Source organism: Sinorhizobium arboris LMG 14919, assembly GCF_000427465.1.
Classification (GTDB): Bacteria; Pseudomonadota; Alphaproteobacteria; order Rhizobiales; family Rhizobiaceae; genus Sinorhizobium; species Sinorhizobium arboris.
On the sequence record NZ_ATYB01000014.1, the window covers coordinates 1,795,815 to 1,809,104 of the forward strand.

The window sequence follows — 13,290 nt, forward strand, 5'->3', positions numbered from 1 at the left end:
AAATGCCGGCTACAGCAACGGACAATTCGGAGAAAACGATGAAATCGACGACTGCCCTCCTTTTCGCCTCGACGCTTCTCCTGGCTTCCCCCGCCCTTGCGGAGGCGCCCAATGTGGTCGTCTCGATCAAGCCGGTCCACTCGCTGGTCGCGTCGATCATGCAGGGGATCGGCGAGCCCTCGCTCATCGTCGAGGGCGGCGCCTCCCCCCATACCTATACCATGAAGCCTTCGAACGCCGCGGCCCTGCAGGCGGCGAAGGTCGTGTTCTGGGTCGGCCCCGGCCTCGAGGCTTTCCTGGACAAGCCGCTTGATGCACTCGGCACAGGAGCTCAGGTGGTCGAACTCGGCGAGGCACCGGGGCTGGAAAAGCTGAAATTCCGCGAGGGTGGCGCCTTCGAGGGACATGATCACGACGAAGGAGGCCATGGCGAGGAAGCCGGTCATGATGGGCACGACGATCACGGCGATGCCCATGCCGGCGATGCGGAGGCCGCCGGGCATGACCACCATGACCATGCCGAAGGCGAATTCGACATGCATATGTGGCTCGACCCGATGAATGCCAAGGCCATGGCGACAGAGATCGAGAAGACATTGGCGGCAGCCGATCCCGCCAATGCCGCCACCTACAAGGCCAATCTGGAGAAGTTCAACGAGCGGATAGGCACTCTCGACAAAAGCCTTGCCGAGACGGTGGCTGCCGTCAAGGACAAGCCTTTCGTCGTCTTTCACGATGCCTATCAGTATTTCGAGAACCGTTACAAGGTGCGGGTAGCCGGCTCGATCACCGTCAGCCCGGAAGTCCTGCCCGGCGCCGAACGGCTCTCGGAGATCCGCACGAAGATCAAGGAATTGGGTGCGACCTGCGTCTTCGCCGAGCCGCAGTTCGAGCCGAAGCTCGTCAGCGTCGTCATCGAAGGCACTCCGGCCAAATCGGGCACGCTCGACCCGGAAGCCGGCACCCTCGAGGCCGGACCCGACCTCTACTTCCAGATGATGGAAAATATCGGCGCTTCGCTGAAGGAATGCCTTACGTCGGCGAGCTAGACTGACATAGGAAGATGTAACGAGTAGATTGGAATGCGCCTACATTCCTTTGCCCGGCATTCCTGTGCTTGTCACAGGAATGCAGCCGGCCCAGGCCCCTGGGCCGAGAAGGCTCTCCCGCGCCACAGACGCGCGCTACTTGATCCCTGTGGCAAAGCACAGGGATGAGGTAGAAATCGGAGTCCTTCAAAAGGAACACGTAAGGTCAATAAGCCGATGCAAGGCCGGCGATCACGCCCGTCGCGAGGCTGATCAGCAGAAAGTCGTTGTCGACACGCACCCATTGCTGGCCCCGCGGCGGCGGCCGCAGCTTGTAGCGGCGGTAGTCGCGGACATAGGCCATGTGGCGCCGCTCGGACGGGCTGAGCCTGTAGCCGCGCGTCCAGCGATGCTTCTTGATGATCACGCGCTTTTCGACGTGTTTCTCCACATGCCTGTCAACGCGTTCCTCGACATGGCGATCGACGTGCCTGTGGCGATTGCGATCATGCGCCTGCGCAAGCTCGAGGGAGCCGGCCGGCTGAGCAAGCGCCATCGGCGTGGCAAGGAACGAGCTGGCGACAAGCGCGATCAGAAGGCATTTCATGGAATTTCCCTTTCGTTATTGCCCCCCGAAGCTAAGCCTCCTTTCCTGAACCGAATATGAAGTACGATATTACAAATATGTAATGATTACCGATGCTTATGAGACCTATCTCATAAGCGTTCAGCAGTTCAGACGCTGAGCGCCTGGTAACGGAACCGGTCGAAATCCGCAGGGATCGCGGTGCCCGAGATGTCGAAGGCGAACATGCCCGCGAATGCCCCCGTGAAGGAACCGTGCTCGCCGCGTCCGCCTTCGTCCGAAATCACGCCGGCGTCGAGCGCCGGCCCGATGGCGACCCATTCGGTCTGGGCGGCTCCCCGCCAGAAGAACTCAAGATCGTTGCCCCTCACCTCCATGGCGAGATGCACGGGGCCGTCGGGAACGGCGACGCCGCTGCCGACCGGATACGTCAGCCGCCCGTTCGGAAAGTCGCCCGGACAGGAGAATATCGTGACGACCCGTCCGAGCACCTCGTGCCATGTGACTCCGAGGGCGTGGAACTTGTGCCGGTTATAGTAATGCGTGAGCCCCGCGGCCTGCTGATACGTCTCAGGAGCAACGTCGACGACGGTCTCGGCGCGGAAGGAATGATGCTCCTGCCGCCGTGCCACCAGCGCCTGTTCGAACCAGCTGCCAATGCTCTCGCGCCCGAAGAGCCGGAGATGTCCGTTCCGCGCGGCTAACGAGAAGATCCGCTCCGGCAGCGGGGTGCGTAGCCACTGGAACTCCGGCGGAAGCCCCTGCTCGTCGAAATCGGTTTCAACCACGACACGCTCGGCGACGGTTCCTGCGGCGCCCGGCGCGGGAACCGTCACCTCGGGAACCGGCCCGCCGCTCTCGAGATAGAGCCAGCCATCCTCCCGCCAGACGCATTTCTGCAGCGCAGTCTCGCGCCCGAGCGTGCAGCGCCGCTGCGGCGGCAGCGGCCGCCCGCAAAGATGCGTATGATAGGCTTGGCCGTCTTGCGTCTCGACATATTGGCCGTGCCCCGCGCGCTGCAAAGCTGCCTCCGGGTGGTCCTTGGAGGTGATGAGATGCACGTTCGGGTGCATTTCATAGGGTCCGTCTATTGTGCGGGACCGCGCCATCCCCACGGCGTGGTCGTAACCGGTTCCCCCCTCGGCGACCGTCAGGTAATACCAGCCGTCGCGCTTGAAGAGATGCGGCCCTTCGACGAGACCGAGGGGACTGCCCGCGAAGATGTTCTTCACCGGGCCGACGAGCTTGCGCGTTCGCTCGTCCCATTCCTGCAGCAGGATACCGTCGAAAGCGGGGCTCTTGGGCGAGCCGGTGAAGCTTTCAAGGCGGTGGTTCCACTGCATGTTGAGAAACCACTTGCGACCATCGTCGTCATGGAAGAGCGACGGATCGAAGCCGGACGAGTTGATGTAGACCGGATCGGACCAGGTGGCTTCCACCGCCTCAGCCGTGACGATGTAGTTGTGCGCGTCCTTGAAGTTTCCGTCCAAGCGCTTGACGTCGGTATAGACGAGCCAGAACAGGCCGTCGCAATAGGAGAGGCACGGAGCCCATACGCCGCAACTGTCGGGGTTGCCGCGCATGTCGAGCTGGCTCGCGCGTTCGAGCGGACGGCGCACGAGCCGCCAGTTCACGAGATCGCGTGAATGGTGAATCTGGACGCCCGGGTACCACTCGAATGTCGAGGTCGCTATGTAATAATCGTCGCCGACCCGACATATGGATGGGTCCGGGTTGAAACCGGGCAGAATCGGGTTGCGGATCGTCGCGGTCATCTCTTGCGTCTCCTCTTCGCGGTGCCGAATCCAGCCCGCTGCCTTTTCAAGATCTTTCACGTGGCGCTCCCCCATCGACGGCTCCGGCAGGTTTGCCGAAACCTCGAATCGTTGAAGGCGTCTGCGCGGACTTCAGTTTCCACGAAAGCTGCGGCGGAACATCGACGGGAATCGCGCTTGCATGCCTAAGTTTTGATCATTCGCCGGCAGTCGGTATTCGACTTTCGTCTGAGAGCCCGTCCCTGTCCCGGAAAATCGAGCCTCGCACTTGAAAGCAGGCTTGAAATGGGCACTCTGCCTGTGCTTGGCAAAAAACAAAAAACCATTGCGGGGAGGAACTCGATGAAACCGTTACTCGGCTTCAGCCGAATGATCGACGCCGTTACCGAAAAGATCGGCAAGGCGGTCTCTTGGCTTATTCTGGTGGCCGTGCTCGTGAGCGCCGGTAACGCCGTCATCCGAAAAGCGTTCAACATGTCGTCCAATGCATGGTTGGAGGCGCAGTGGTATCTCTTCGGCGCGGCCTTCATGTTCGCCGCAGCCTACACGCTGAGTCAGAACGAGCACATACGCATCGACGTCGTCTACGGAATGTTTTCGCGGCGCGTCCAGCACTGGATCGACCTCTTCGGTCATGTCTTCTTCCTGATGCCCTTCGTGCTTCTCATGCTCTATTACCTCGTGCCGTATGTACGCATGTCCTATGTCTCGGGCGAACTTTCTTCGAGCGCCGGCGGGCTCATCATCTGGCCCGCGAAAGCGATCCTGCTGATCGGCTTTGTGCTTCTCGCCCTGCAGGGCGTTTCGGAAATCATCAAGAAAATCGCAATCATGACCGGAAATATGGACGATCCGACTCCTTACGTTCCAACCCATGCACCCCTCGATGACGCCGTGGCGCCGGAGGCCCGTTCATGATCGAGTTCATCGCTGACAACCTGGCGCCGATCATGTTCGTGTCGCTGATCGTGTTCCTTCTGCTTGGATACCCGGTCGCCTTCTCGCTCGCCGCCAACGGTCTCCTGTTCTTCATCATCGGCGTCGAACTTGCGCCCTTATCCGACTCCATCAATCTTTCCTGGCCGCTGCTCAATGCATTGCCGGAACGATTCTGGGGAGTCATGTCCAATGACACGCTCCTCGCCATTCCCTTCTTCACCTTCATGGGCATTGTGCTCGAACGATCGGGCATGGCCGAAGACCTTCTCGATACGATCGGCCAACTCTTCGGGCCCGTACGCGGGGGGCTCGCCTACGCGGTCATCTTCGTCGGCGCACTGCTTGCGGCGACCACCGGCGTGGTTGCGGCATCCGTGATCGCGATGGGCCTGATCTCGCTGCCGATCATGCTGCGTTACGGCTACGACCGGCGCATCGCAACCGGCGTCATCGCCGCCTCAGGCACGCTCGCGCAGATCATCCCGCCGTCGCTGGTGCTGATCGTTCTTGCCGATCAGCTCGGCCGTTCGGTCGGCGACATGTATGCCGGCGCCCTCATTCCCGGTCTCGTCCTGACGAGCCTGTATATGGGCTACATCGTGCTCATGACTTTCGTGAAGCGCGACTCCATGCCGGCACTGCCTTTGGAAGCGCGCACGCTCGGCTCCGGCGTCATCTCACTCGTGATCGCACTGCTGGTCGCGGTCGCCATCGCCTATGCGGCCCACGTCTATCTTTCGCCGACGCAGGGGGAAAACGCAGACATCCTCGGGGCCACGGTGGGCATCGTATTCATCTATGTGGCCGCCATCGCCGACAGGACGTTGAAGATCAACGCCCTTTCGCGGCTTGCGCAGCAGGTGATCATCGTACTGATTCCGCCACTGGCTCTGATTTTCCTCGTTCTCGGCACGATTTTCCTCGGCATCGCCACGCCGACCGAGGGCGGAGCCATGGGAGCCGTCGGCGCGCTCGTCATGGCGGCAGGCAAAGGCCGCCTCAACATGGAGGTCGTCCGCGCCGCACTCGCTTCCACGACGCGACTCTCCGCCTTCGTTCTGTTCATCCTGATCGGCGCCCGCGTCTTTTCGCTCACTTTCTACGGCGTCAACGGGCATCTCTGGGTGGAGCACCTGCTCACCGCATTGCCGGGCGGTGAAGTCGGCTTCCTGATCGCCGTCAACGTGCTCGTCTTCTTCCTGGCATTCTTCCTCGATTTCTTCGAGCTTGCCTTCATCATCGTCCCCCTGCTCGCACCCGCGGCCGACAAGCTGGGCATCGATCTGATCTGGTTCGGCGTACTGCTCGGTATCAACATGCAGACGAGTTTCATGCATCCGCCCTTCGGCTTCGCGCTCTTCTACCTGCGTTCTGTCGCAGCCAGGGTACCCTATCTGGACAAGGTGACCGGCAAAACGATGGAGCCCGTGACGACCGGCCAGATCTATTGGGGCGCCGTACCTTTCGTCTGCATACAGATCATCATGATTGCGCTGACGCTCATGTTCCCGCAGATGGTCCTGCATTACAAAGGCAGCGGCGCAGGTGTAGACCCGTCGACGATCAAGATCGAAGTCCCGGGTTTCGGAACCGGCGGAGGCGGGCTGACCCTGCCCGACAATGGCGGCGGCCTCGGTCTTCCCGGCGGCCTGCAGCTGCCGGGCGGCAGCCCGCTCGACGGAGGCGCTCAGCAGCCGGACCAACCGGACACGGCGCCTCCGCCTCAGCAGAACAATCCGGCACCCGACCTCAGCGCGCCGCCATCGTTCAATTGATGTGCATAAGTCCATCTTCGCTTTACCGAAGCAGTGAAGCGAAGATGGGAATGAACTTCTCTCAGGTTGACAAGCTAAGCAAAAAGCCCCGGAGCATCATCGCTCCGGGGCTTTTCCATTTATCGATCCGGAGCACTTCCAGAAACAGCATGTGACGGTTTCCGTGCGGAAGTGCGCAGGTTCAGGCGATAGCCCGGCTCAGATCTTGCCGTTGCGCTGCTGGATCATCATGAAGGTGTCGTAGTTGTATTCCGCGATCTGAGCGTTGAGGTAGTACTCGGCACGGAAGGCCTTGATCGAGTCCCAGATCTTCTTGAAGGCCGCGTTCGAAGCCTCCATCTCCGCATAGACCTTGTTCGACTCGTCGAAGCAGGCCGACAGGATTTCCGGGCTGAACGGGCTCAACTTTGCCCCCGCCGCCACCAGGCGCTTGATCGCCGAGGGATTGAGATAGTCGTACTTCTGCAACATGTTCGCGTCGGTCGCCTGGCAAGCCGTGCGCAGGAGCGACTGATACGCTTTCGGCAGGCCGTCAAAGGCTGACTTGTTGAACATGGCATGCACGGTCGGTCCGCCTTCCCACCAGCCGGGATAGTAGTAATAGGGCGCGACCTTGTAGAAGCCGAGCTTCTCATCGTCATAGGGCCCGACCCATTCGGCCGCGTCGATCGTGCCTTTTTCGAGTGCCGGATAGATGTCGCCGCCAGCGAGCTGCTGCGGGACGACACCGAGACGTTCCATGACCTTGCCGGCGAAACCGCCGACGCGCATCTTCAGGCCCTTCATGTCGGCAACGGTCTTGATTTCCTTGCGGAACCAGCCGCCCATCTGGACGCCGGTGTTGCCACCCGGGAAGCCGACAAGACCTTGTGCTGCGAGAAACTCGTTGAAGAGGTCGATGCCGCCGCCATGATAATGCCAGGCGTTCATCCCGCGGGCATTGAGAGCGAAGGGCACGGCCGCGCCGAGCGCCCAGGTCGGATCCTTACCCCAATAGTAATAGGCGACCGTATGGCACGCTTCGACGGTGCCGGCAGCCGCCGCATCCGCCGCCTGCAGGCCCGGGACGATTTCGCCGGCAGCGAAGACCTGAATCTGGAAATTCCCGTCAGTGGCTTCGGACACGTATTTCGACAGAACTTCCGCACCGCCATAAATGGTATCCAGCGACTTCGGGAAGGACGACGTCAAGCGCCAGGTGACCTTCGGATTGCTCTGCGCAACGGCCGGCGCAGCCAGTGCCGATGCAGCAGCCGCACCCAGGCCGCCGATGCTCGCATGTTTGATGAATGAACGGCGATCCATGGTTCCTCCCTGTTCCCGCCATGAGCAGTCTCGGCGCGGTTCAGCCCGCACCACCACCCGTTGAGCCTTCGTCCGTCCCGTCCGGGACGTCGAAAGGTCTCTTTTCTCCTCGTTATTGCCGAAACGCTGAAGCCCGCGAAGGCCTTGCGCATCACGGCACCCGTGCACCATACATAATCGCAAATGCATGTCCAGCGACCGTTTTGCGGCGTCTCCTTCGACTTTTGTATAAGACGCCGCAAGCGGGTGGAAGTTGCCCAAAATCGAGGCAAATCAATAGATTCGAGCCGATTCAGAGCTCGGCGGACTTTGCCCAGAGATTGATGTCGGCCTCGCGCGCATAGAGGTCGATCTCGCTCAGCTCCTCCACCGTGAAGCTATCGTTTTCCAGCGCCTTCACGCAATCGACGATCTGGGCGGAACGGCTCGCGCCGATAAGCGCGGAGGTGACGCGGCCGCCGCGCAGCACCCAGGCGAGCGCCATCTGGGCGAGCGTCTGGCCGCGCCGTTCGGCGATGCCGTTCAGCTTGCGGATATTGTCGATGATTGCCGGACGGATGAAGTCCTTCTTGAGGAAATGGTTCTGCGCGGCGCGGCTGTCCTCCGGAATGCCGTTCAGGTACTTTGTCGTCAGCATGCCCTGGGCGAGCGGCGAAAAGACGATCGAACCGATGCCGTTCTCCTCCAGCGTGTCGATGAGGCCGTCGTCCTCCACCCAACGGTTGAGCATCGAGTAGCTCGGCTGGTGGATGACACAGGGCGTGCCCAGTTCCTTCAGGATCGCGGCCGCCTCGCGCGTGCGCTGCGAATTGTATGAGGAGATGCCGACATAGAGCGCCCGCCCCGAGCGGACGATGTGATCGAGCGCACCGCACGTCTCTTCGAGCGGCGTCTCCGGATCGAAACGGTGGGAGTAGAAGATGTCGACATAGTCGAGCCCCATGCGTTTCAGGCTCTGGTCACAGGAGGCGACGAGATATTTCCGGCTGCCCCACTCTCCATAGGGGCCGGGCCACATGTAGTAGCCGGCCTTGGACGAAATGATGAGTTCGTCACGCAGGCCGGCGAAATCGCTGCGCAGGATCTCGCCAAAGGCGATTTCGGCCGAGCCGGGCGGCGGACCGTAATTGTTGGCAAGATCGAAATGGGTGATGCCGAGATCGAAGGCCGTACGGCACATGTCCACCTTGCGCTCATGCGGCGTGTCGCCGCCGAAATTGTGCCAAAGACCCAGCGAAATCGCCGGCAGCTTCAAGCCGCTCCTGCCACAGCGATTATACTTCATCGTCTCGTATCGGTTTTCCGCCGGTTGCCAGGCCATGACTTATGTTCCTTCGTTCGCTTCGGTGGCCCTGAATACCCCTCCCCAACCCCTCCCTACAAGGGGGACGGGCTGGGGAGGATTCTATCGTTAGCGCAGCAACGCCCGCGCCTCTTCGATACCGAGCGCCGCCGGCTGGGTGCAGGTCGTCGAAAGCGTGACGAAGCTTCCCTCCTCGCCGGATTTCAGGATCGAGACCATCACATCGACGCCGTGGAGCGCGCGTTCCAGCGAGCAGCGGGCATCGCGTCCCCTGAGGATTGCATCCGCCATGTCCGCGAGCCCCGCCGTGCGATAATTGGCGATCGGGCCGAGCGGGTGGTCCCAGTTGTTGACGGCGAAGGGGTGGTCCCACACTTCAAGCGGCTGGATGTCCTTGTTCCGCCCGCTCGCTTCAACCGTGCCGCCGAAGAAGTTCGGGTCCGGAACGAAGAGCGACCCTTCGGTGCCATAAAGCTCCATGTTCGCATGGCGGTGCGCCCAGACATCCCAGCTTGCCGAAAGGGTGATGGTGGCGCCATTCTGGAACTCGAGCAGGGCATGAATGTTGGTGGGCGTCTTGACGGGGATCACTTCCCCGTTTCTGGGTTCGCTGGTGATGGTCCGCGTCGTGCTTGCCATGGAGGAAAGTGCGCCTACCCGCTTCACCGGTCCGATCAGGTTGATCAGGTTCGCGATGTAATAGGGCCCGAGATCGAGCACCGGCCCTCCGCCCGGCAGGAAGAAGAAGTCCGGATTGGGATGCCACATCTCCATGCCCGGGCTCATGACGTGGCAGGTTCCGGAGGTGACCCGGCCGATCTTGCCCGCATCGATAGTATCGCGGGCGAGTTGGTGGGCGCCCCCCAGGAACGTGTCCGGCGCGCATCCGACTGTCAGCCCCTTCCCCGCCGCAATTCTCCTGAGCTCCTCCCCCTGCTCCAGCGAGAGCACCAGCGGCTTCTCGGAATAAACATGCTTGCCGGCTTCGAGAATGGCCTTCGAGACCGGGAAGTGCGCCTCGGGGATCGTCAGATTGACGACGATCTCCACCTCCGGATTGGCGAGCAGCGCGTCGATGCTCTGCGCAGTCACGTCGAATTCGGCGCCGCGTGCTTCCGCCGCTGCCGGATTGATGTCGGCGCATGCGGCGATCCGAATGCCCTTGAACAGCGGGGCGAGCTTGAAATAGGTCGTGGAGATATTGCCGCATCCGATGATGCCGACACCAAGTTCTTTTGTCATGGGAGTATCCGTCGATCAGTAGGATTGAATCGCAGCCAGCGAGCGCTTGGCGAAACGCCTGAAGTCGCTGGGATTATCGTGTTCGGCGATGAAGTATTTCGCGGAGGTTCTGGAAAGCGCCTGGATCAATGCCTTCCAGTCGAGCGTCCCCTCCCCGACGTCGGCCCAACCGTCCTCGTCCGCCTTCTCGCCCTCAGGCGCGATGTCCTTGACATGGACCGCCGTGATGCGAGAGGCGTATTTCGAGATCCAGGCAAAGGGGTCCGCACCGCCGCGCACGATCCAGGCAATGTCGGCTTCCCACGAAAGGTCAGGACCTCCAGCCAGAATCTGGTCGAGCGGCACAGAGCCGTCGGCGAGTGCATGGAATTCGAAATCGTGATTGTGCCAGCCGAAATCGAGCCCCGCGTCGCGGAGCGGCTTGCCGGCCGACTGAAGCCGCGCGCCGAATGCCCGCCAGCCGGCAGCATCGCTCGGGCGCTGGTCCGGCATCAGATAGGGGCAGTATACGGCGCGAATGCCGAGCGCCTCGGCGATCTCAAGCACGCGGGGCGCGTCGCTCTCCAGCATGTCCAGGCCGAAATGCGCTGTCGGCATGGAGAGTCCGTTGCGCTCGAGCCCGGCCTTGAATTCCGCGATCTCCGCGTCCGAGAGCGCCGCATACAGGGCTCCATATCCTTCGACCTGCGTGTAGCCGGCAGAACCGATAGCAGAGAGGACTTCGGCAAAGGGCGGGAAATTGCGGGCGCTGTAAAGCTGGAAGCTGACGTCTTTCATCGAAATCTCCTGATGGTTTCGTTGGAATGGTTGCTTGGGAGTGGGCGTGAAACGGGGATCACCCTTTTCCCTGACAGGATTCGAGATCGCAGACCCTGAATCGTGGGCTCGCGCCCGCGACGAGCGGTACCCTCGGCGTGAAACGGATCGATTTCGTCTCGGCGGCGGTCAGATCGAAGGCATTGTCGGAATAGCGCCCCTCGACATCGGCCTCGATCATCACGTACAGCGCCAGCCCGGCGGCGCTTGCGGCGACGTCGAAGGAACCGTCCGGCCGAGGCACTGCCTCGATGGTCAGGCCGGAAGGCGCGAGATCGAGCGCTTTATAGGTGCCGTGGACATAGTGCCCCTCGCCCCTTGCCCCGTCCGAAGCCTCGAATGACCAGAAGAGCAGCGTGTCGGCAGGGATGTCTCTTGCGGCAACGGCGGCGAGCGTCGCCGCCCGATCGGGCGAACACGTCCCCGCGGCGGCGAGCAGCGGTTGCCGTTTGCCGTCGAGCGACACGAGGAACGCCTGCAATTCGACCGTCACCGGCTCGGCCGTGTCGTTCACCATCGAGAAGGCGATCTCCCGCCCATCCGCGGAGGGAATTGCTGCTACGGCAACCGGCTGGAAGAAGCGGCGCGCCATGTAGTGCATCGCCTTCCAATGTCCGCCATAGTCGAGGCTCGACCAGGAGGCGACAGGCCAGGTGTCGTTAAGCTGCCAGTAAAGCGTACCCATGCAATGGGGCTTGAGCGACCGCCAGTAGTCGACGGCTGTTCGGATCGCGAGCCCCTGTTGAATCTGACTCAAATAGACGAAGCTCGGAAAGTCCTTCGGGAAACGGAAATAGCGAAACATCGTGCCGGCAATCCGCTCGTTTCCGCCGGCGTTCTTCTGATGCGCCTCCATCACCGGCGAGGCGATATTGAGGTCGCGCTCCCTGGCGAACTGCCGGATCACCGGCATCGAGGTATAGGACTGGAATCCGAATTCCGAGCAGAAGCGCGGCCGGACCGTGCGGTAATTGTCGAAGGACTTGTTCTCGTGCCAGACGGACCAGTAGTGCATATCGCCGGCGCCATCGGCATGCCAGGCATCGCCGAAATCCAGATAGCCGGCGGACGGGCTCGATGGCCACCAGATCGCTTCCGGGAAGGCCTGCTTCATCGCCGCCTCGACCGTCCGGTTCAGGCGATCGTAGGAGACGAGATAGCGGTCGCGATCCTTGCGGCTTTCCTCGAACCAGGTAAGCGCGCCGACAAGCTCGTTGTCGCCGCACCAGAGCGCGATCGACGGATGAGTCGATAGCCGCCGAACCTGATAATCCACTTCGGCCGCAACGTTCTCCAGGAAATCCGGCGTCGACGGATAGAGATTGCAGGCAAACATGAAATCCTGCCAGACGAGCAGACCGAGCCGGTCGCAAAGGTCGTAGAACCAGTCGGGCTCGTAGAATCCGCCGCCCCAGACGCGGATCATGTTCATGTTCGCGTCGACCGCGGAGCGAAGGAGATCCTCAACCGCCTCCCGCGTGACACGCGACCTGAGCGCATCCGCCGGGATCCAGTTGGCGCCGCGGCAAAAGATCTCGCGGCCGTTTATCCGGAAGGCGAAGCGGCTCCCCGCCTCATCCCTGTCGGTGACGAGCTCGATCGTGCGGAAACCTATCTGACGCGTGACGCTCTCGCCGGGCACCTCCACCTTGAGCGTCGAGAACGCCTGATCGCCGCTGCCGGCCGGCCACCAGCGCCTGGGCTCCTGCACCGTAAAGACATGGGTGATGCGCGTTTCCCCGGCCCCGACAGCGCAATCCAGCCTTTCGCGCACGCCGTCCAGCGTGAAATGCAGCGGCACGATCCCCGGCTCACGGGCGAAGAGTTGGACCGTCACCTGCAGATCGACGCAGTCGCCCTCCAGCCATACCTGGCGGGTGGTGACATGTTCGATGCGTGCCGTTTCCAGTCGGCAGAGCGCCAGCGAGCCATAGATCCCGAGCGGCGCGATGGCGATATTCCAGTCCCAGCCGAAATGGCATTGCGGCTTGCGCAGCATGTTGCCGTTGGCGATCGGCGAATTGCCGTCATGATAGGGCACATAGAAGGGTTGCGCCGCCTGCCGCCGCGCGCCCTCCGCAATTGCCGAATGAAGGACGATACGAATGCGGTTCTCGCCGGCGACAATGGCATTCGAGACGTCGGGGCGATAGCGGCGGAAGCAGTTGTCTGCCGTCAGCACGAGCTGTTCGTTGACGAAGACCGAGGCGACCGTATCGATGCTTTCCAGGTCGAGGTACCATCCCCCGTTCAGATCGTCGGCATCGATGACGACGGTGCGCTCGAGCACCCACTCCTTGTGAGCGATCCACTGGATATCGGCCTCGTTTCGGCCGCTATAGGGATCGCCGATGACATCGGCTCGCTGCAGCGCGCTGTGCACGTCGCCCGGCAGCTCGATGGTCAGTGCGTGGCTGTTGTCGGCCGAGGCAAGCAGCCAATCGCCGGCAAGATCGATACGGATGGCATCGCGGTTCGCGGTCTCGGAAGACATTTCCATGGTCCATTCGTGCGCCGGCGG

10 protein-coding genes are annotated in these 13,290 nt (G+C 61.9%); 3 read left to right on the forward strand and 7 right to left on the reverse strand.

From position 1 onward, the window contains the following. Positions 1 to 38 precede the first annotated feature (38 nt). Entirely contained in the window at positions 39 to 1,049 is a 1,011-nt protein-coding gene (gene znuA, locus SINAR_RS0119965) for a zinc ABC transporter substrate-binding protein ZnuA (protein WP_028000706.1), read from the forward strand. A 205-nt stretch (positions 1,050 to 1,254) separates the two neighbouring features. Here the strand turns inward: znuA and SINAR_RS0119970 are convergent, their stop codons facing one another. Beyond that, a complete protein-coding gene (locus SINAR_RS0119970; RefSeq protein WP_028000707.1) occupies positions 1,255 to 1,635 on the reverse strand; it encodes an RcnB family protein in 381 nt (126 codons plus the stop codon). A gap of 128 nt (positions 1,636 to 1,763) precedes the next feature. Further along, a complete protein-coding gene (locus tag SINAR_RS0119975) occupies positions 1,764 to 3,389 on the reverse strand; it encodes a glycoside hydrolase family 43 protein (protein WP_028000708.1) in 1,626 nt (541 codons plus the stop codon). A gap of 342 nt (positions 3,390 to 3,731) precedes the next feature. On the opposite strand from SINAR_RS0119975, the gene SINAR_RS0119980 reads away from it, so the two are divergent. Both SINAR_RS0119980 and SINAR_RS0119985 read left to right on the forward strand, forming a co-directional pair. Then, entirely contained in the window at positions 3,732 to 4,307 is a 576-nt protein-coding gene (locus SINAR_RS0119980) for a TRAP transporter small permease subunit (RefSeq protein WP_028000709.1), read from the forward strand. Next, positions 4,304 to 6,103 (forward strand): TRAP transporter large permease, encoded by a 1,800-nt coding sequence (locus tag SINAR_RS0119985; RefSeq protein WP_028000710.1) that lies wholly within the window; start codon positions 4,304 to 4,306, stop codon positions 6,101 to 6,103. Before SINAR_RS0119980 ends, SINAR_RS0119985 begins: the two co-directional genes overlap by 4 nt. Positions 6,104 to 6,301: 198 nt before the next feature. On the opposite strand, the gene SINAR_RS0119995 is transcribed toward SINAR_RS0119985, so the two are convergent. The 5 genes from SINAR_RS0119995 to SINAR_RS0120015 all read right to left on the reverse strand — a co-directional run bounded on the left by SINAR_RS0119995 (position 6,302) and on the right by SINAR_RS0120015 (position 13,263). Then, positions 6,302 to 7,408 (reverse strand): TRAP transporter substrate-binding protein, encoded by a 1,107-nt coding sequence (locus SINAR_RS0119995; RefSeq protein ID WP_028000711.1) that lies wholly within the window; start codon positions 7,406 to 7,408, stop codon positions 6,302 to 6,304. A gap of 292 nt (positions 7,409 to 7,700) precedes the next feature. Next, positions 7,701 to 8,729 carry an L-glyceraldehyde 3-phosphate reductase gene (gene mgrA / locus SINAR_RS0120000; protein WP_028000712.1) on the reverse strand — a complete coding sequence of 343 codons (1,029 nt, stop codon included), beginning with the start codon at positions 8,727 to 8,729 and terminating at the stop codon, positions 7,701 to 7,703. Between the two features lie 90 nt (positions 8,730 to 8,819). Beyond that, positions 8,820 to 9,953, reverse strand: a complete 1,134-nt coding sequence (locus SINAR_RS0120005) for a Gfo/Idh/MocA family protein (protein ID WP_028000713.1) — start codon at positions 9,951 to 9,953, stop codon at positions 8,820 to 8,822. Positions 9,954 to 9,968: 15 nt separating this feature from the next. After that, positions 9,969 to 10,730, reverse strand: coding sequence for a sugar phosphate isomerase/epimerase family protein (locus SINAR_RS0120010; RefSeq protein WP_028000714.1), 762 nt, complete (start codon positions 10,728 to 10,730; stop codon positions 9,969 to 9,971). 58 nt (positions 10,731 to 10,788) lie between these two features. Next, a complete protein-coding gene (locus tag SINAR_RS0120015) occupies positions 10,789 to 13,263 on the reverse strand; it encodes a beta-mannosidase (RefSeq protein WP_028000715.1) in 2,475 nt (824 codons plus the stop codon). Positions 13,264 to 13,290 lie beyond the last annotated feature (27 nt).